At 35.8% G+C, this 20,330-nt stretch carries 17 protein-coding genes and 1 pseudogene; 10 read left to right on the top strand and 8 right to left on the bottom strand.

The window, feature by feature from the left end:
- Window positions 1-239: 239 nt before the first annotated feature.
- The 7 genes and pseudogenes from AC5YGG_RS14575 to AC5YGG_RS14545 form a co-directional block, all read right to left on the bottom strand.
- Window positions 240-884: a SanA/YdcF family protein gene (locus tag AC5YGG_RS14575; protein ID WP_496145200.1), complete on the bottom strand. Its 645-nt coding sequence runs from the start codon at window positions 882-884 to the stop codon at window positions 240-242.
- A gap of 14 nt (window positions 885-898) precedes the next feature.
- On the bottom strand, window positions 899-1,540 hold the full coding sequence (locus AC5YGG_RS14570; RefSeq protein ID WP_496145199.1) for a lipoprotein signal peptidase: 642 nt from the start codon (window positions 1,538-1,540) through the stop codon (window positions 899-901).
- Window positions 1,540-1,734 carry a DUF2683 family protein gene (locus AC5YGG_RS14565; protein ID WP_160138027.1) on the bottom strand — a complete coding sequence of 65 codons (195 nt, stop codon included), beginning with the start codon at window positions 1,732-1,734 and terminating at the stop codon, window positions 1,540-1,542. The genes AC5YGG_RS14570 and AC5YGG_RS14565 overlap by 1 nt, the downstream gene beginning before the upstream one ends.
- Window positions 1,735-1,752: 18 nt before the next feature.
- Window positions 1,753-1,998, bottom strand: a complete 246-nt coding sequence (locus tag AC5YGG_RS14560) for a DUF6576 domain-containing protein (protein ID WP_496145198.1) — start codon at window positions 1,996-1,998, stop codon at window positions 1,753-1,755.
- 78 nt (window positions 1,999-2,076) lie between these two features.
- A pseudogene (locus tag AC5YGG_RS14555) lies at window positions 2,077-2,458 on the bottom strand (TraR/DksA family transcriptional regulator).
- A 58-nt stretch (window positions 2,459-2,516) separates the two neighbouring features.
- Entirely contained in the window at window positions 2,517-5,912 is a 3,396-nt protein-coding gene (ileS, locus tag AC5YGG_RS14550) for an isoleucine--tRNA ligase (protein WP_496145197.1), read from the bottom strand.
- 304 nt (window positions 5,913-6,216) lie between these two features.
- A complete protein-coding gene (locus tag AC5YGG_RS14545) occupies window positions 6,217-6,486 on the bottom strand; it encodes a hypothetical protein (RefSeq protein ID WP_496145196.1) in 270 nt (89 codons plus the stop codon).
- Between the two features lie 454 nt (window positions 6,487-6,940).
- Here AC5YGG_RS14545 and AC5YGG_RS14540 point away from each other — a divergent pair, with 454 nt between their 5' ends.
- The 3 genes from AC5YGG_RS14540 to AC5YGG_RS14530 all read left to right on the top strand — a co-directional run bounded on the left by AC5YGG_RS14540 (window position 6,941) and on the right by AC5YGG_RS14530 (window position 10,665).
- Window positions 6,941-8,629, top strand: coding sequence for a M23 family metallopeptidase (locus AC5YGG_RS14540; protein WP_496145195.1), 1,689 nt, complete (start codon window positions 6,941-6,943; stop codon window positions 8,627-8,629).
- 59 nt (window positions 8,630-8,688) lie between these two features.
- Window positions 8,689-9,981 carry a flexirubin biosynthesis putative acyl-CoA ligase FlxY gene (gene flxY, locus AC5YGG_RS14535; RefSeq protein ID WP_496145194.1) on the top strand — a complete coding sequence of 431 codons (1,293 nt, stop codon included), beginning with the start codon at window positions 8,689-8,691 and terminating at the stop codon, window positions 9,979-9,981.
- Between the two features lie 75 nt (window positions 9,982-10,056).
- Complete coding sequence (locus AC5YGG_RS14530; RefSeq protein ID WP_496145193.1) at window positions 10,057-10,665, top strand: hypothetical protein; 609 nt, start codon at window positions 10,057-10,059, stop codon at window positions 10,663-10,665.
- A 36-nt stretch (window positions 10,666-10,701) separates the two neighbouring features.
- On the opposite strand, the gene AC5YGG_RS14525 is transcribed toward AC5YGG_RS14530, so the two are convergent.
- Entirely contained in the window at window positions 10,702-11,952 is a 1,251-nt protein-coding gene (locus tag AC5YGG_RS14525; protein WP_496145192.1) for an NAD(P)/FAD-dependent oxidoreductase, read from the bottom strand.
- Between the two features lie 98 nt (window positions 11,953-12,050).
- Between AC5YGG_RS14525 and flxA the strand changes: the two genes are divergently transcribed.
- The 7 genes from flxA (at window position 12,051) to AC5YGG_RS14490 (ending at window position 20,330) form a co-directional block, all read left to right on the top strand.
- Window positions 12,051-13,571 carry a flexirubin biosynthesis tyrosine ammonia-lyase FlxA gene (flxA, locus tag AC5YGG_RS14520; protein WP_496145191.1) on the top strand — a complete coding sequence of 507 codons (1,521 nt, stop codon included), beginning with the start codon at window positions 12,051-12,053 and terminating at the stop codon, window positions 13,569-13,571.
- 80 nt (window positions 13,572-13,651) lie between these two features.
- Window positions 13,652-14,383, top strand: a complete 732-nt coding sequence (flxB, locus tag AC5YGG_RS14515; RefSeq protein WP_496145190.1) for a flexirubin biosynthesis SDR family reductase FlxB — start codon at window positions 13,652-13,654, stop codon at window positions 14,381-14,383.
- A 95-nt stretch (window positions 14,384-14,478) separates the two neighbouring features.
- Window positions 14,479-15,699 (top strand): beta-ketoacyl-[acyl-carrier-protein] synthase family protein, encoded by a 1,221-nt coding sequence (locus tag AC5YGG_RS14510; RefSeq protein WP_496145189.1) that lies wholly within the window; start codon window positions 14,479-14,481, stop codon window positions 15,697-15,699.
- Between the two features lie 4 nt (window positions 15,700-15,703).
- Window positions 15,704-15,958 (top strand): acyl carrier protein, encoded by a 255-nt coding sequence (locus AC5YGG_RS14505; RefSeq protein WP_496145188.1) that lies wholly within the window; start codon window positions 15,704-15,706, stop codon window positions 15,956-15,958.
- Between the two features lie 104 nt (window positions 15,959-16,062).
- Window positions 16,063-16,947 carry a lysophospholipid acyltransferase family protein gene (locus AC5YGG_RS14500; protein ID WP_496145187.1) on the top strand — a complete coding sequence of 295 codons (885 nt, stop codon included), beginning with the start codon at window positions 16,063-16,065 and terminating at the stop codon, window positions 16,945-16,947.
- A 167-nt stretch (window positions 16,948-17,114) separates the two neighbouring features.
- Window positions 17,115-18,632, top strand: a complete 1,518-nt coding sequence (locus tag AC5YGG_RS14495; protein WP_496145186.1) for a phytoene desaturase family protein — start codon at window positions 17,115-17,117, stop codon at window positions 18,630-18,632.
- Between the two features lie 9 nt (window positions 18,633-18,641).
- A complete protein-coding gene (locus AC5YGG_RS14490) occupies window positions 18,642-20,330 on the top strand; it encodes a C45 family autoproteolytic acyltransferase/hydrolase (RefSeq protein ID WP_496145185.1) in 1,689 nt (562 codons plus the stop codon).

Genomic DNA, 20,330 nt, shown 5'->3' with positions numbered 1-20,330 from the left:
AATTGCAAATTTACGAGGTTTGCCGGGAATAATGAATGAAAAAAGATTAAAAGATTAAAAGAATCAAGAATCAAGAATCAAGAATCAAGAATCACTTTTGATAAATTATATGGGGGTGGGCTTTAGCCCAGCCGATTTAAAGGAAGAAACCATTCATTGGTATTAGTCAACACCTATCAGCCTGTAATATTTCACGATACTTATACCCATCATCTGTGAAAATCTGTGGTTAATAAAAATTAAGGGATCACAATTTTTTCCCCGCCAAATTTTGGTTCTACCCCAAACATCAGATCCCAGTAGGCTTTAGCTTTAGCCAGATATTCACGCAGATTGGTCTTTAAACCTGTATATTTATTCACATCCTCTGCATTATATCCAAAAGCATCCATTCCATTGTGCTTGGCAAGAAAAACCGCTCTTTCATTATGGAATTTCTGAGAAATGATCACCAGTTTAGTCTGTCCGAAAATATCTTTTGCCCTTACTACAGAATCCAAAGTTCTGAATCCGGCATGGTCCAGAATGATTTTATCCTGTGGAACTCCCTGCTGAACTAATGCAGCCTGCATATCTTCCGGTTCATTATAATCTTTGGTGCTGTTGTCACCACTTACAATAATGTAGTGTATTTTTCCGCTTTTATACAGGTCAGCAGCCGCTTTTATTCTGTTGTAGAAATAAGCGTTGGGCATTCCGTTGTTCAGTGTTTTTCCGGTTCCCAGGAGTAATGCTGTTTTGGCTTTAGGAACATCAGCAATATTATAAGATACAGATGTTGAGCTATCTTTCCTAATGCTGTAATTTGCCCAGGCAATAAAAATAATTCCTGCCACAAAAAGAAGCAGGAAAATTTTAAAAATATTTTTAATTATTTTTTTCATCAGAAATAAATCTTTTAGAATTCAAGTCCGTTCGGGAAAGCTTTTTTTCTGAAAATTAATAAGAAGGCAGCTCCTACGGTAATCGCTGAATCAGCAACGTTGAAAATATATTTAAAGAATTCAATATGTTTTCCTCCTATGATGGGCCAGTTGTTAGGAACATACCAGTCTACTACCGGGAAATGAAGCATATCTACAACGCATCCTTTCATAAAGGTGGAATATCCATGTCCAAAAGGGACAAATTTTGAAACGCCGCCATAGCCGATCCATCGGTCTGTACTTGCATCATAAACCGTTCCGCTGTCAAAGATCATCCCATAGAACATTCCGTCAATAAGGTTTCCGATAGCTCCGGCAAAGATGATTGCCATTGGAATCAAAAGATAATTCGAAGCTCCTTCTTTTATCCATTTTTTGAACATATACACCATTCCCCCGATCAGGAATATTCTTAAGATAACAAGGAAATACTTTCCTATAATTCCTCCGAAGTGAAAGCCATACGCCATTCCTGGGTTCTCAACAAATGTCTTATTGAAAAACCCATCTATAACAGGAATACTTTCATTAAGCTCAAAATGAGTTTTAATATAAATTTTTGAAGCCTGGTCTATTAACAATACCAAAAATGTAATCGCTAAGATCTTTTTCATTACTCTCCTTTAGGTTTTGAAGGTTTTGACGCAGGTCTTACGTTTTTATTATCGCTTGCTTTCTTAACCACTTTTTGTCCGTTATATGAACTTTTCACATGAGCTTTCTCAAACTTAATGTTCATTTCTTTCAAAACGCTTTTTAGGGCGCTCAATTCCATAGAATTTTTAGGATGTACTATGATTGATTCCATTTCTTAGTATTTAAATTTTTACATTTTGGACAGCTCGTCAAGTCTTTTCCGGTCTTTTTCGGAAAGGTCATTGATTCCGTTTTTGCCCATCTTACTCAAAAGTCTGTCGATTTCCTTTTCCCTGTCGCGTTTATCAGAATTAAACTGGTCATCAATGGTGTAGTTGGTATGCTTTTTAGGAAAGAATCTGTTTTTGATCCATTCTCTGTTGAAAAAAGCCAGTACTACAGCTACAATAATCACCAAAATTAATACTTCGCTCATGGGTATACATTAAAAATTAGGTTTATAAAGTATCCGGAGATACAATATAAACCCAATATTATTTTACAAACCTTACGGCTATTTCTGCATGTTTTTCGCTTCGATGCTTAAGGTAGCATGAGGAACGGCTAAAAGTCTTTCCTTAGGAATCAATTTTCCTGTTACTCTACAAACACCGTAAGTCTTGTTTTCGATTCTGATTAAGGCATTCTTAAGATCACGAACAAATTTTTCCTGTCTTCCTGCCAGAATAGAGTTCTGCTCTTTGCTCAAAGTCTCTGCACCTTCCTCAAATGCTTTGAAAGTAGGTGAAGTATCATCAGTCCCGTTATTCTGGTCATTGATGAAACTTTCTCTGATAAGCTGAAGATCTTTCTCCGCCTTTTCTATTTTTTTCTTTTATGATCGCTCTAAATTCCTGTAAATCAGCATCGCTGTATCTAACTCTTTCGTCTGACATATTCTTTCTCTTTTTTAATAAAATTATGAAATGGAATTTGAAATACAATAACTACATGTTAATTTTTTTCGATATTTATCTTAAAATTAACCTCATCTATTTCGATTTCGTTAAAATTTGAAAGTGAAGATACAATTTCTATTTTACTTGACAAGACTTCGGAAGAAATATATTGCTCATTTTTCTTAATATCTTCAAGGAAGGGTGAATTTTCTTCAATAGAGATATTAATCCTGTCTGTAAGTTCGAAATCTTTCTCTTTTCGCAGGTTCTGAACTCTGTTGATGAATTCTCTTGCGATACCTTCAGATTTTAACTCATCGGTTAACGTCAAATCTAATGCCACAGTTGTTTTACCATCAGAAGTTACCGTCCATCCAGGGATATCTTTTGTAGAAATTTCCACATCATCAAGTGTGATCTCATAACCCTGAACATCAAGTTTTCCTTCTTTTTCAAGACCTGCAATCTGTTCTGTGGTAAGATTGCTGATCTCTGCGCCTACTACCTTCATATCTTTTCCTAGTTTAGGACCAAGAGCTTTGAAGTTTGGCTTTATCTGTTTTACAATTAAGTGAGATGCTTCTTCAGCATTGATTAACTGTAATTCTTTAACGTTTACTTCCTGCTTGATAAGATCTGCTACAGCTAAAATCTGGTCTTCGGTCTTTTTATCTAATACAGGAATTAATACTTTTTGTAATGGCTGACGAACTTTTACATTCTCTTTCTTTCTTAAAGAGAAAACCATACTTGTAATGTTCTGTGCCAGGTGAGTTTTTTCAACAAGATCCTGATCGATTAAGCTTTCGTCAACAACCGGGAAGTCCGTTAAGTGTACAGATTCACAGTTTTCTTTACCAGTTACTTTATTCAGATCCTGATATAGCTGATCCATAAAGAACGGAGCAATAGGAGCTGACAATTTAGCAACTACTTCAAGACAAGTATATAAAGTCTGATAAGCAGAGATCTTATCATCAGAATAATCTCCTTTCCAGAAACGTCTTCTGCATAATCTTACATACCAGTTACTCAAGTTATCGTTCACAAATGTACTGATCGCTCTTGCCACTCTTGTAGGTTCGTAATCTTCGTAGAATGCTTTTACTTCTTTGATCAATAAATTCAGTTCAGAAAGGATCCATCTGTCGATTTCAGGGCGGTTCTCTACTTCTTTTTCTGAATAATTGAATCCATCCACATTCGCATATAAAGCAAAGAATGAATAGGTATTATAAAGGGTTCCGAAGAACTTTCTTCTTACTTCATCAATTCCTTCAATATCAAACTTCAGGTTTTCCCATGGGTTTGCATTAGAGATCATGTACCAACGGGTAGCATCCGGTCCGTATACAGAAAGTGTTTCAAAAGGATCTACAGCATTTCCTAAACGTTTTGACATTTTCTGTCCGTTCTTATCCAGAACAAGACCGTTACTCATTACATTTTTATAAGCAACAGAATCAAAAACAGCCGTTCCGATTGCGTGTAAAGTATAGAACCATCCACGAGTCTGGTCAACACCTTCTGCAATGAAGTCTGCAGGGAATGCTTTATTGTTGTCGATTAATTCTTTATTTTCAAAAGGATAGTGCAATTGAGCATACGGCATAGAACCTGAATCGAACCAAACGTCGATCAGGTCGCTTTCACGTTTCATTGCTTTTCCTGAATCAGAAACTAAAACTACTTTATCTACTACATTCTTGTGAAGATCTACAAGCTCGTAGTTCGATTCAGACATATTTCCAATGATGAAACCTTTGAATGGATTTTCAGTCATGAATCCAGCAGCAATCGATTTTTCAATCTCGTTGTAAAGCTCTTCTACAGAACCGATGATCTTTTCTTCTTTCAGGTCATCTGTTCTCCAGATCGGCAATGGGATACCCCAATATCTTGAACGGGATAAGTTCCAGTCGTTTACATTTTCCAACCAGTTAGCAAAACGTCCTTCTCCGGTAGCTTTAGGTTTCCAGTTGATTTCTTTGTTAAGATTAACCAATCTGTCTTTTACAGCAGTCATCTTCACAAACCACGAATCCAACGGATAGTATAATACCGGTTTGTCAGTTCTCCAGCAGTGTGGGTAGGAGTGAACATATTTCTCTACTTTGAATGCCTTGTTCTCTGTTTTCAACAAGATCGCAAGCTCTACATCCCAAGATTTTTCAGGAGCAGTTCCTTCATCGTAATATTCGTTCTTGATATATTTTCCTGAGAATACTTCAGGTACATTCTCACCCTGGATAAATTTACCTTGTAAATCTACCAATGGAACAAGATTATCGTTCTCATCCTTTACCAACATTGGTGGGATCTCAGGCTGAGCCATTTTAGCTACTCTCGCATCATCAGCACCAAAAGTAGGAGCCGTGTGTACGATACCTGTACCATCTTCAGTCGTTACGAAATCACCCAAGATTACTCTGAAAGCATTTTCAGGGTTATCATTTGGCGTAAACCAAGGAACCAATTGTTCATATCTTGTATCAACAAGTTTTTCTCCGGTAAATTCTTTTAAAATTCTGAAAGGAATTACTTTCGTTTCTGGAGTATAGTTAGCAAAATCCTCATCAGTTCCTTCTGCATATTTCTTACCGAAAACTTTAGGTAGTAATACACTGGATAAAACAACCGTAATTGGCTCGAATGTATATTGGTTGAATGTTTTAACTAAAACATACTCAATATCTCTACCTACTGTCAATGCTGTGTTGGATGGTAATGTCCAAGGAGTTGTCGTCCATGCAAGGATATGTACATCTCCATCAACATCGTTGAACAAAGCAGATGAATCTTTTTTCGCTTTAAACTGAGCTACAACAGTTGTATCTGAAACATCACGATACGTTCCAGGCTGGTTTAATTCGTGAGAAGAAAGTCCTGTTCCTGCTTTTGGAGAGTAAGGCTGGATTGTATATCCTTTATACAACAAGCTTTTGTCGTATAACTGCTTCAACAGCCACCAAACCGTTTCCATATATTTAGACTTGTACGTAATGTACGGATCATCAAGGTCTACCCAATATCCGATTTTCTCAGTAAGGTTATTCCATACATCAGTATAACGCATTACCGCTTCACGACAAGCTTTATTATAATCTTCAATAGAGATTTTTTTGCCAATATCTTCTTTTGTAATTCCTAATTCTTTTTCTACACCCAGTTCCACAGGAAGACCATGCGTATCCCAGCCCGCTTTACGGAAAACCTGTTTCCCGTTTTGAGTCTGGTAACGGCAGAAAATATCCTTCAATGCTCTTGCCATTACGTGGTGAATTCCAGGCATACCGTTTGCTGAAGGCGGACCTTCGTAAAAAACAAACTCAGGATTTCCCTGACGAATCTCAACACTCTTATTGAAAGTTTTATTTTGTTTCCAAAATTCCGCTACATTCTCTGCTACGTCAATAAGGTTGAGGTTTTTGTATTCTTTAAATTGGCTCATTGTAAATATCTCAATATTCGTTGATTAATTAAGTCTGCAAATTTAGTGAATTTTGTCGGTTTATAAGATATGTTTTATTTAGGTAATTTCTATTAAAAACTTCAATTTCAGAAATATAAATGAAAAGAGTGATGAAAAGTGAATAAAGAAGGATGGAAGAGCGGATTTAATTTACGGTTTTTATGTGGATTTGGAAAAAAATAAACCACCCGGGATGGCTGTATCTATTAATTAATCGACTTGTTCTTTTATCTTGATTTTAGATATTTGAATTATGTGAAATGATATAAACTTTATCCTTTATCTATAATTCAAAAAAGTCTTTTATTTCTATGTATCTATGAGGACCTTGTACATATAGTAGATCCAAGGTTTCAGCATCTGCATAAACATAAAATGATTTTCCATATAGATCATCAGACAAGCTTACTACAATCACATCCTTTAAAGAATTATCTCTCATGATCTCCTGTTCTTCATATCTGGAACATCTTATAGATATCGTCGGATCTTTTTTGATGAGTTCTTTAACCTTTTCTAATACTTCCGCTTCTTTCTTTTGTTTATTTATCATGATTAATATTATTTAATAATTATTTGACTAATATTCATTCCAGTGTTTTTGCAATCTTTAAAGCTTGATTGAGCATTAAGATTTTTTCAAAGTTTACTTTTCTAGTTGTTTTTTCGCTTTTTATTTGTGAAAGTCGATGTATAAAATTTTGGGTTGCTACTTTAGCAGCATAAAAGAACATTTTTCCTTTATAAAGCAATCTTATCTCTTTCGCAGCATTTTCTACAAAAATTACTTTTATGTTTTGATCGATGGTGCAAATATCATAAATATCATTGGGAAGTGATAAAACTTGGTGTGTAATAAATAAATGATAGCTTGATAAATGGAAAAGAATTAAAAATAGGCTCTGTAATCTATACCATCCGTAGGAAAATAAAATCTGTTAAAGCATAATAGCATGATCATTGCTTGAAATCTCGTATATTTAAGTAGAACTAAACCCAAATGCTGTATGAAAAACCTTCCCAAACTGATGGTTATTATTTGTTTGATCAATACAATCATCATGAACGCTCAAAATAACTATCCCCAAAACTATTTCCGCAATCCGTTGAATATTCCTATGCAGCTGGCTGCCAATTTTGGAGAGGTAAGAACCAATCATTTTCACATGGGATTGGATCTGAGGACTAATAGTCAGGAAAATTTATCTGTACTGGCTGCAGCAGATGGCTATGTAAGCAGAATAAAAGTAGAACGATACGGCTTTGGAAATGCAATCTATATTACCCATCCCAATGGGTTTACAACTGTATATGCCCATTTGAATACATATTTCGATAAGCTTGATGAATATGTAAAACAAAAGCAGTATAAAGACGAAAAATGGGAACAGGATATTACCTTCCAGCCGGATCAGTTTCCGGTTACAAAAGGACAGCTTATTGCTTTGAGTGGAAATACCGGAGGTTCTGCAGGACCGCATCTGCATTTTGAGATAAGAGATTCCAAAACAGAAGAATGTCTCAATCCTTTGTTGTTTGGATTTAATATTCCGGATTCTATAGCCCCGATCATCAGCGGACTTTACTGGTATGACCGTCGTTTTAGTACTTATGAGCCAGGAGCTAACGGAGTTGCCATTAAAAAGACAGGAAATACCTATACCACAGATATTGTTAAAGTAAACTCTCCAATGATAAGTTTTGGGATAAAAGCTGTAGACAAAGCTAACCAGGGATTTAATCTGGGAATTTATAAAGCTGAACTGCTGATGGACGGAAAGCTGATGTATGGTTTTACAATCGATAAAGTAAGCTATGATGACACCCGTTATCTGAATGGTTGCATTGATTATACCAAATTTAGCAGGGATAAAATGGCAATCCAGCATTTATCTGTTTTACCAGGAATGAAACTGCAGAACTACAGTACTCCCGGTCTTTCAGGAGTTATCAGCCTTCAGGATGAAGATATTCATACCATTGAAATTGTTTTGAAAGATGCCAATGGAAACACCAGTCGATTAATAACAAAGGTTCAGCTTGGTAAAGTGTCAGAAAAAATTCCTCAAATGGCAAATGTTGTTCTTCCCAATAGCGGAAAAACAATTACTACAGATCATGCAGAAATCAGTTTCAGTAAAAATGCAATGTATGATGCAGTGAATTTCAGCATGTACGAAAAGAACAGTGGTGACGGAAATACAGTTTCCAATACCATTGTATTACAGAATCCTTATCTTCCGGTTCATGATTATTATACTTTAAAAATAAGACCGAATAGAAGCCTTTCTAGAGAAGAGAAAGATAAAGTAGTGACGTTATTTAACTATGGTAGTGATAAAGATGCGGTAAAAGCAAAATGGAATGGCGATCAGGCAGAGGCGCAATTCAACAGACTAGGGACCGCAGAATTGATTTTAGATAATAGTTCACCATCAGTTTCCCCCAATTGGAAAGAAGGAGCTGTTGTAAACGGCAGTACTTTACGCTTAAAAGGGAGTACAAAAGTGGGTGATATTGTATCATTCCGGGCAGAACTCGATGGCAAATGGCTGCGATTTTCACGTGTGAAAAATGATTTTGTCTATGTTTTTGATGAAAAATGTCCTAAAGGCTCCGGATCACATACCTTAAAAGTGACTGCTATAAATACAGCAGGTAATACCACTGTACAAACTTTTATCTTCCAAAGATAAACGAGGGATATGGAGAAACTTTTAATTTAATTAAATAAATTTGCTCAAAATTAAAATCATTGGAATTTCATCCGTTCATCGAAAAATCAAGCGCTCAGGAAATCAGAACATTTCAGGAAGAGAAACTTCAGAAGCTTTTGGCTTATCTTGAGGGTAATTCACCTTTTTACCAGAGACTATTTAAGGAAAACAATATCAATATCGGAGAGATCCGTACTTTGGAAGATCTGAAAAAGATCCCTACAACCACCAAAAATGATTTACAGCAATACAATCATGATTTTTTCTGTATTACTCCGGATAAGATTGTAGACTATAGTACTACATCAGGAACTTTAGGGGATCCGGTAACTTTTGGATTATCAGATAGTGATCTTGAAAGATTAGCTTATAATGAAGCCATATCGTTTGCCTGTGCCGGAATCCAGAAAGGTGACGTGGTACAGATGATTACAACCATTGATAAACGTTTTATGGCAGGGCTTGCCTATTTTTTAGGACTAAGAAAAATGGGGGCGAGTGTGGTCAGAATGGGACCGGGAATCCCGGAATTGCAATGGGACTCTATTTTCAGATATAAACCTAAATATCTGATCACTGTTCCATCTTTTCTGTTAAAAATGATTGATTATGCCGAAAAGCATGGCTTGGATTATAAAAATTCAAGTGTTTATGGTGCTGTATGTATAGGCGAAAGTATCAAAAATCAGGATTTTACAGATAATATTCTTTCCCAGAAGATCAAAGAGAAGTGGAATATCAAACTTTTTTCCACTTATGCATCTACGGAAATGAGCACAGCCTTTACTGAATGTGAATTTCAGATTGGGGGACATCATCATCCGGAATTGATCATAACCGAAATTCTTGATGACGAAGAAAATGTAGTAGCAGAAGGAGAAAGCGGAGAACTTACCATTACAACTTTGGGGGTAGAAGCAATTCCTTTATTGAGATTTAAAACAGGAGATATTGTAAAAGCTCATTATGAACCATGTCAATGTGGAAGAAATACGATGAGGTTAGGACCCGTGATTGGCAGAAAACAGCAGATGATCAAATACAAAGGAACCACTTTGTATCCACCAGCAATGAATGACATCCTTAATGATTTTAATAATATTCTGTGTTATCAGATCGTAATTCAGGCTAACGAGATCGGATTGGATGAAATCATCATTAAATTAAGCACAGATCAGGAAAACGAAAACTTCGTAAATGAAGTAAGAGATCATTTCCGTGCAAAATTGAGAGTAAGCCCTAAAATTGAAATCATAGATTTTGATATTCTGTCTAAAACTGTTTTTAATCCAAACAGCAGAAAACCAATTACTTTTATTGATTTAAGATGAAATTAAAATAAGAGAAAACAAAGTGCTCTTTTTATAATATCTTTGTATTCTTACATAAAAAAACTAATAAAAACTATGAGAAAATTATTATTACTGGTCTTCATGGTAATGATGACGACAGTTTTCGGACAGGAAAAAATGAAACTTGTTTCAGGTGATTTCGGGGTATTGAAAGATCAGACAGATGTGAATGTGGAGGTCAGATTTGAGAATGTATTATTTATGAAAGAAAATATTACGGAAGCTCAATATCTTGAAAACAGAAAGAAGCAGGTGATGGATAATCCTAAAAGAGGGGAAACTGCCTGGAATGAATGGATTGGAGAATGGGAGAAGTATAAAAAAGAAAATTATGTAGACCGCTTTCTGAAAGGGTTGAATGCATCCGGTAAAAAAGAAATATTCAAAAAAGATGACTCTGCAAAATATACATTGATCCTGAATACCAAATGGATTTTCCCAGGCTGGCATGCCGGATTGGTTGCAATGCCTACACAGATGAGCGGAAATATACAATTGGTAGAAACAAAAAATCCTTCAGTGGTTTTGGCTACAGTAGAGCTCAACAAATATGATAGATTTTCCGGTATGGATGTAACTGTCATGGAATATGGAAGACTAGCCGCAGCCTACGAATCTATAGGAAAGGTTTTATCAAGGCAGATAAAAAGAAATTTAAAATAATAAAACAAAAACGGTCTGAAATTTCAGACCGTTTTTTTATTCTTGGGCTTGCTCCTTCTCCAGTTTGATGAGGTTCGCAAGATTCTTAATCACCGTATCATGTTTTTTCACAAAAGGATTATCTTTATTCCAGACATATCCGGCTAAAACAGCACAGATCTTCTTCTTTACATCAAGATTTTCCGGTTGATGGAAAAACAGTTCCTGAAGATTTCCGGTATACCATTCTTTTACATAAGTTGTAAAAACATCTACACCATATAAAATATAATCTGTATACTCTTTCTGCCAGTCGATAGTCTCACCATTAAGCTGTCTTAAAGCAAGTTTTGCAGCAAGCATTCCGGATTCCGTAGCAAATGCCATTCCTGATGAGAAAACCGGATCAAGGAACTCAGAAGCATTTCCCGTTAAGGCAAATCCGTCTCCGAATAAACTTTTAACCGAGCATGAATAATCTTTCAAATGCTTTGGCTCAAAAAGGAAATCTACATCTCCAAAACGTTTTACATAATAATCTGAAAGAGAAATAGCCTTTCTTAAAGCTTCAGCCGGATCTCCGTTTTCAGATAACTGATCAATATATTCAGTAGGTCCTACAATACCTATACTTGTATTTCCATTAGAAAAAGGAATTACCCAAAGCCAGACTTCCGTTTCAATGATGTCAAAAGAAATTAATGTTCCTTCTTCACCAGGTTCCCTGTTAATATCATTTACATGAGAAAAAATAGCAGAGTGAGGAGAAAGCTTTGAAGGTTTTTCAAGATCCAATAAACGTGGAAGCACTCTTCCGTATCCACTGGAGTCAATGACGAATTTAGCATGGATTTCTTTAGTTTCGCCATCTTTATTCTTTACGGTGGTGATAGAATCCGTTCCGTCAAATTTAATGTCAATAACTTCGGTTTCAAACTCAAGGTCAATTCCTTTATTTATGACTTCCTGAGCAAGAGTGTTGTCAAAATCAGCTCTTGGTACCTGCCAGGTCCAGTCCCAGCCTTCTCCGAATTTGTTGCTGAAATCAAAAATGCAGACTTCATCACCTCGAAGGAAGCGAGCCCCTAGCTTCTTTTCAAAGCCCATTTTATCTAATGCAGGGAATAATCCGGCTTCTTCAAAGTGATCCATTACTCTTGGAATTAAGCTTTCACCCACTACCAATCTTGGGAATTTTGTCTTTTCGACCACTTTTACGTTGACGTTATTCTTCTTTAAGTAAGAAGAAGACACGCATCCGGAAGGTCCGGCACCGATTACAAGAACGTCAACAAATTCTTTGCTCATCTTTGATTTTTTATTTTAATAATAACTTTTATCTTTGCCGCAAAATTAGTGACAAATAATTAATATTTTACAAAATTATCAACTATTACTTTTAATTGATGAAAATAAACAACTTTTTAGAACTGAAAGACTTTCAAAAAATTATCATTGAAAATGAAAAAATAGAACTGGATGAATCACTTTTATCAAGAGTGAATACAAGTTTTCAGTTTTTAAAGGAATTTTCAAAAAATAAAGTAATATATGGTGTGAACACTGGTTTCGGACCTATGGCACAATTCAAGATCAGCGATGAAGATACTCATCAGCTTCAATACAACCTGATCAGAAGCCATTCTTCAGGAATCGGAAATCCCTTACCAGCCCAGGAAGTTAAGGCATGTATGCTTGCAAGGATGAATACACTTTCCTTAGGAAATTCAGGAGTACATGAATCTGTGATTGATCTTCTTAAAGAATTAATAAACAGAGATATCACTCCATTGATCTTTGAGCACGGAGGAGTAGGAGCGAGTGGAGACCTTGTTCAGCTGGCTCACCTTGCTTTAGTTCTGATAGGAGAAGGAGAAGTATTCTATAAAGGAGAAAGAAAATCTACAAAAGAGGTTTTTGAAATCGAAGCTTTAGAACCTATTAAGGTTGAAATCCGTGAAGGACTGGCTTTGATGAACGGAACATCTGTAATGTCAGGAATTGGAATTGTTAATGCTTATAAAGCGAACCAGTTAACAGATATTTCTATCAGACTTTCGTGTGCAATCAACGAAATTGTTCAGGCATATGACGATCACTTATCAGAAGCTTTGAATGGAACAAAAAGACATTACGGGCAGCAGAAAGTTGCAGAAAGAATGCGAGCGCATTTAGCAGACAGTAAACTGATCAGAAAAAGAGAAGATCATCTTTATACTCACTTTGAAGAACAGGAAAAAGTATTCAAAGAAAAAGTACAGGAATATTATTCATTGAGGTGTGTACCGCAGATCTTAGGACCGGTGTTAGATACATTGGAATACACAGAGAAAGTTCTTGAAAATGAGATCAATTCTGCCAATGATAATCCGATTATCAATGTAGAGGATCAACATGTTTATCACGGAGGAAACTTCCACGGAGACTATATCTCTTTGGAAATGGATAAACTTAAAATTGTAGTGACTAAACTTACAATGCTTGCAGAAAGACAGCTGAACTATCTTTTAAATGCAAAAATCAACGAAATTTTGCCTCCTTTTGTAAATTTAGGTAAATTAGGTTTCAATTTCGGGATGCAGGGAGTACAGTTTACGGCAACTTCCACTACAGCAGAAAGCCAGATGTTATCAAATCCTATGTACGTTCACAGTATCCCAAATAATAATGATAATCAGGATATCGTAAGTATGGGAACCAATGCCGCCGTAATATGTAGAAAGGTAATAGAAAATGCTTTTGAAGTACTGGCAATTGAGGCAATTACAATTATTCAGGCAATTGAATACCTAGGTTTCCAGGATAAAATTTCTTCATCTACAAAAGAGCTGTATGATGAGATCAGAAAAATAATTCCGGCATTCTCAGATGATATGGTCATGTATCCGTATCTGGAAGAAGTAAAGAAATATTTAAAGGCAATGTAATTATTCTCCGGAATAAATTGTCTTTAAAAAAGAAAAACGAGGTAACTTAAAAAAACTAAAAACGAAATAAACACTAACGCATGAAATGTGCAATTATAACAGGAGGCTCAAGAGGAATCGGAAGAGCGATCTGTATAAAACTGGCTGAAGAGAAGAATTACCATATACTGATCAACTACACTTCAAACGAGGCTGCAGCAAAGGAAACGCTGACTAAAGTAGAAGAATTAGGAGCTACAGGAGAAATCCTTAAATTTGACGTAGGAAATGCTGAAGAAGTACAGAATGTATTAACAGCTTGGCAGGAAAATAATCCTGCAGCAGTGGTAGAAGTGATTGTAAACAACGCCGGAATTACCAGAGACGGTCTGTTTATGTGGATGCCGAAAGAAGACTGGAACAGCGTGATCAACACCAGCTTAAACGGGTTCTTTAACGTAACGAATTTCTTTATTCAAAAACTTCTTCGTAACAAATACGGAAGAATCATCAATATGGTTTCGGTATCCGGAGTAAAAGGAACTGCCGGACAAACAAATTATTCCGCTGCAAAAGGAGCTTTGGTAGGCGCTACAAAAGCCCTTGCTCAGGAAGTGGCAAAAAGAAATATCACCGTAAATGCTGTTGCACCAGGGTTTATCAAGACAGATATGACTCAGGAAATGAATGAGAATGAGCTTAAAGCAATGATTCCTGCCAACAGATTCGGGGAAGCTGAAGAAGTAGCAGATCTGGTAGCCTTTTTAGCCTCAAAAAAATCTTCATACATTACAGGTGAAATTATTAATATTAACGGCGGAATTTACTCATAAATAATCAACAATATATCAATGTACAATATGGACTTAACTTCAGTAAAAACATATTGTTCATCATAAAAATACATTGTTAAATTCAATATAAACAAATGGAAAATAGGGTTGTGATTACCGGAATGGGGATTTATTCCTGCATTGGGACCTCTTTAGAAGAAGTCAGGGAATCTCTATACCAAGGAAAATCCGGTATTGTTTTAGATCAGGATAGAAAAGAATTCGGGTTCAGGTCTGGGCTTACAGGCGTTGTTCCAAAACCGGATCTGAAGAATCTTCTGAACAGACGTCAGCGTATCAGCATGGGTGAAGAAAGTGAATATGCTTATCTTGCCACTATTGATGCTCTGAAGCAGGCTCAGCTTGATGAAGCTTTTTTAGACGCTCATGAAGTTGGGATTTTATACGGAAATGACAGCGTTTCTCAGGCAGTCGTAGAATCTATAGACATTGCAAGAGAAAAGAAAGATACTACATTGATGGGATCTGGAGCGATCTTTAAATCAATGAACTCAACAGTTACGATGAACCTTTCTACAATTTTTAAGCTGAAAGGGATCAATCTTACCATCAGTGCAGCATGTGCCAGCGGTTCACATTCATTGGGACTTGCTTATATGATGATCAAAAATGGTTTTCAGGATATGATCATCTGTGGTGGTGCTCAGGAAACGAATAAATATTCCATGGCTAGTTTTGACGGATTAGGAGTTTTCTCTGCAAGAGAAGATGAACCTACAAAAGCCTCAAGACCTTTCGATGCAGAAAGAGATGGTTTAATTCCTAGCGGAGGAGCAGCAAGTTTAGTAGTGGAAAGCTTAGAATCAGCACAAAGAAGAGGAGTTCCTATCATTGCTGAAATTATCGGATACGGTTTTTCATCCAACGGTGGACATATTTCAACGCCTAATGTTGACGGACCGGCTTTAGCAATGGACAGAGCCTTAAAACAATCAGGTTTACAGGCTTCAGATATTGATTATATCAATGCTCACGCTACTTCTACGCCTATTGGTGATGCAAATGAGGCAAAAGCAATCTACGAAATTTTCGGAAGCAAGGTTCCCGTAAGTTCTACCAAATCCATGACAGGACACGAATGTTGGATGGCAGGAGCAAGTGAAGTTATCTACTCAATCCTGATGATGCAGAACGATTTTGTAGCGCCGAATATCAACTTGGAAAATCCTGATAATGAGGCTCAAAAGATAAATTTAGTCTCCAAAACAAAAAATCAAAAAATTGATGTATTTTTGTCGAATTCTTTTGGGTTTGGGGGAACCAATTCTGCATTAATAGTTAAAAAATTTGATTAAAAACATGGAAAGGGAAAAAATAGTTGCTATTGTTAACGATTTTCTTGTCAACGAATTTGAAGTTGACGGAGATGAAATCAGTAATGATGCCAACCTTAAAAATACATTAGGCTTAGACAGTTTAGACTATATCGATATGGTAGTGGTAATTGAATCTAATTTCGGAGTGAAATTAGGAGAAGCCGATTTCAAAAAGATGGTAACATTCAATGACTTCTACTCAACGATTGAAAACAAGATTGCTGAAAAAAACGCATAGTTATAAGTAATCTATATTCCTTACAATGTACCAATGTAACAATATAAGAGTATACTCAGAGATATTATTACATTGGTATACTGTTTAAATGGTAAACTCTATTTATGAACAAGTGGAAAGGTAAATCTAAAGGAACCGTATCAGGATACAGAATATTCGTTTGGTGTATTAGAAATATCGGAATCAGAAGTTCATATTTCATCCTGTATTTTGTTGCTTCTTACTTTGTTCTGTTTCAGAAAAAAAGCAATCGGTATATTCTTTATTATTTCCAGAAAAGATTGAACTACGGATATTGGAAAGCAAAGCATTCCATCTTTAAAAGTTACTTTACCTTCGGAAAGGTTTTGATTGATAAAACCGCTATTTCTGCCGGACTACGAGAAAAATATACCTACGAATTTGACGGTATTGAAAACCTCCGAAATCTTTTAGCGGAAAAAAAAGGCGGAGTATTGATCAGTGCCCACATTGGTAATTTCGAAATTGCAGAACATTTCTTTGCAGATATTGATTTTGACTGTCAGATTAATTTAGTAACTACAGATCAGGAGGTTACGGTGATTAAGGAATATCTGGAAAGCGTTTCCGTAAAGAAAAGTAATATAAAATTCATTTACGTAAAAGAAGATCTGTCACATATCTTTGAGATCAATCAGGCTTTGTCAAATAATGAATTGATCTGCTTTACTGGTGACCGTTATTTCGAAGGATCAAAATATCTTGAGGCAGACTTATTAGGGAAAAGTGCCAAATTTCCGGCAGGACCATTTCTTATTGCTTCCCGATTGGGTGTTCCGGTAGTGTATGTTTATGTAATGAAAGAAGATAACCTTCATTATCACTTATATGCAAGAGTCGCTCAGAACATCAAGAACAGAGACTCACAAGGGCTTTTACACTCTTATGTTCAGAATCTGGAAACCATGGTGAAAAAATATCCGCTTCAATGGTTTAATTATTTTGATTTTTGGGATGATGTTGATTAATTTTTCTATTTTTATTCCCTAAAAACTAATAAAAACTCAAAACCATTAAGATTTTTGAAAATTTGAGATCATGAATTTGTATTGTCTGAATAAGATTTTCTGTCTATTGAGTACAAAATAACTCTGAATTTCTCAATTTCTTTTTAACTTATAAAGAACGTTCTCCTTTGAAGAAAGAATATGACATACTTGTAATCGGTAGCGGATTGGGAGGTCTTGTTTCGGCTCTTATTTTGGCGAAAGAAGGTCTGAAGGTCTGTGTATTGGAAAAAAACAATCAGTATGGCGGAAATCTACAGACTTTTTCAAGGGATAAACTCATCTTTGATACCGGAGTTCATTATCTGGGAGGACTTTCAAAAGGACAGAACTTGAACCGCTTCTTTTCTTATCTGGAAATCATGAACGACCTTGAGCTTCAGAAAATGGATGAAGACGGGTTCGACAGAATTTCTTTCGGAGAAGATAATATCGAATATCCACACGCACAGGGATATGAAAACTTTGTAGAGCAGCTTACCAGGTATTTTCCTGATGAAAAAGAGAACCTGGAAAATTATTGTGAAGAAATTCAATATGTATGCAGCCAGTTTCCAAGGTATAATGTCGTAGGAAAAGACCATTACAACGAAGAAATCCTGCATCTGAATACCAAAAGATTCATAGAATCGGTAACACAGAACAAAACTTTGCAATCGGTTTTATTAGGCTCTAATTTTCTGTATGCCGGTGACTCGGAAAATGTCCCCTTTTATGTTCATGCGCTGACGGTGAACTCTTATATTCAAAGTGCTTATAAATGTGTAAAAGGAGGAAGCCAGATTTCAAAACTATTAATTCGTAAGCTTCGTGAATATGGAGCAGAAGTTCATAAGCATTCCGAGGTCTCTGAATTTATCTTTAATGAAAAGAATAGCTTAGCTTCAGTAAAAACAACCTCCGGAAAGGAATATTTTGCAAAGCAGTTTATTTCAAATATAGAAATTCGCGCTACTATTAAGCTTATTGGGGAGGAAAGATTAAAAAAGTCTTTTCTGAACAGGGTTTTAAGCTGGCAGCCGGTTTCGTCCTGCTTTAGTGTCTATCTTGTTTTAAAACCTCACAGCTTCCCGAACTTTAATTACAATATTTATCATTACTCATCCGAAGAGCAGGTTTGGAATGCATTCCGTTATAAAAAAGAAACCTGGCCCGAAACATACATGCTTTCATCCACACAATCCAAGCAATATCCAGATTTTGCAGAAAGTTTGACGGCAATTTCTTATATGGATTTTGATGAGGTGAAGCAATGGGAAAATACTTTCAATACAGTTGCCAATGAACATGAAAGAGGAGAATTGTATGAAAAATTTAAGCTTGAAAAGACTGAAATGATGATGGATGCGCTGGAAAAGAGAATTCCTAACCTTAGACATGCGATAAAAAGAATCTATACTTCTTCACCGCTGTCTTATCGTGATTATATCGGAGGCTTTGAAGGAAATATGTATGGCTATATGAAAAACTCAGACAATCCGCTTAAAACAATGATGTCTCCCCGTACAAAAATTGACAATTTGTTTCTCACCGGACAGTCTGTGAATATGCACGGAATTTTAGGAGTTACGATTGGAGGCTTTAATACCTGCGCTGAAATTATAGGAAAAGAAACTATTGATAACCATCTGAGGAATATACTTTAATAACCGGAAGTGAAAAAAACTAATACTATTTACCCACCTTTTAAAAGACTTTTTTTATACTCTTTTTTCCTTTTTTTCCTTCATTCTTGCGGGATTTCAAAATCCGTACACCATATTCCCGATGTAAAACAATACCCATTGGAAGTCCCGAAAGTGAATAAGATCAATGATTCTACCTACAGCTACAAACAAAATTATCTTACTAAAAATAAACAACAGCTTTGGGAACTTTATATCAAAGGAAACCCTCTTCAGTTAGGATATAATAACGGTGCCCTTACACAAAAGCTGATGCAGGAACAGGAAGAGATCTTTTTCTCTAAAGTGGAAGGATTTGTTCCGTCAAAATTTAAGCAAAACCTTTTGAGTGGCTTTTTAAAATGGTACAACAGGAAAATGTATCTCAATGTAAGAGAAGATTATCAGGCAGAATTATATGGTTTATCACAATATTCATCTGATAAATATGATTTTATTGCTCCTAAATATTTGAGAAACCTTTATCTGCACGGTGCTCATGATATTGGACACGCTTTACAGGATCTGGCAATGGTAGGATGCACCTCGCTTGCCGTTTGGAACGAGAATACAGAAGACGGAGACCTGCTGATCGGAAGAAATTTTGATTTTTATGTAGGCGATGAATTTGCCAAAAATAAATTGGTAGAATTTGTACAGCCTGAAGGCGGAATACCCTATATGTCAGTAAGCTGGGCAGGAATGATCGGCGTAGTTTCCGGGATGAATAAAGAAGGAATTACCGTAACCATCAATGCCGGAAAATCAAAGATTCCTTTGACTGCAAAAACACCTATCTCACTGGTTACAAGAGAAATTTTACAATATGCTAAGAATATTGACGAAGCCATTGCTATTGCGAAAAAAAGGCATGTTTTTGTTTCAGAATCTATCCTCGTAGGAAGTGCCAATGATAAAAATGCCGTGATCATTGAAGTTTCACCTAAAAATTTCGGAGTATATAAAGTTCAGAATACAAGTAAAGTATTTTGTACCAATCATTTTCAGTCGGATGCTTATAAAGATGATGTGAGAAATCAGAAACACATTAAAGAAAGCCATTCTGCATACCGTTATGAAAAGCTTCAGGAACTTTTACAGGAAGAAAAAAAACTGAATCCGGAGAAAATGGCGGCTATTTTAAGAGACAGATCCGGTTTGAAAGACAAAAATATCGGTTACGGAAATGAAAAGGCTTTAAATCAGCTTTTAGCTCATCATGCGGTAATCTTTTCACCTCAGAAAAAATTAATCTGGGTTTCCTCTAATCCTTATCAATTGGGAGAGTTTGTATGCTATGATCTCAATGAAATATTTTCGGAGAAAGGTTTACAACACAATGATTTTTCAAAATCTCAACTCAATATAGCCAAAGATCCTTTTGCCGATTCACAGGACTTCAAAAATTATGAAGAATACAGAAAGGTAACCTTAAAGATCAATGATGCTATTCATCATAAAGAAATGCTTACAGAGAGCTTTCTTGTTCATTATCAGTCTTTAAATCCTGATTTTTGGAAAGTATATTTTATGACAGGGAAATATTATTATCATCAAAAAGAATATTCTAAAGCAAAAACAGCTTTTGAAACAGCTCTTACCAAAGAAATAACCACGGTTCCGGATCAGAAAATCATTGAAAAGTATTTGGCTAAGACGAATAAAAAAACCGGTAAATGA

The organism is Chryseobacterium sp. CS2K3, assembly GCF_059515185.1.
The sequence above is the reverse complement of the archived record's forward strand: the minus strand, read 5'-3'. Positions and strand labels throughout refer to the sequence as shown.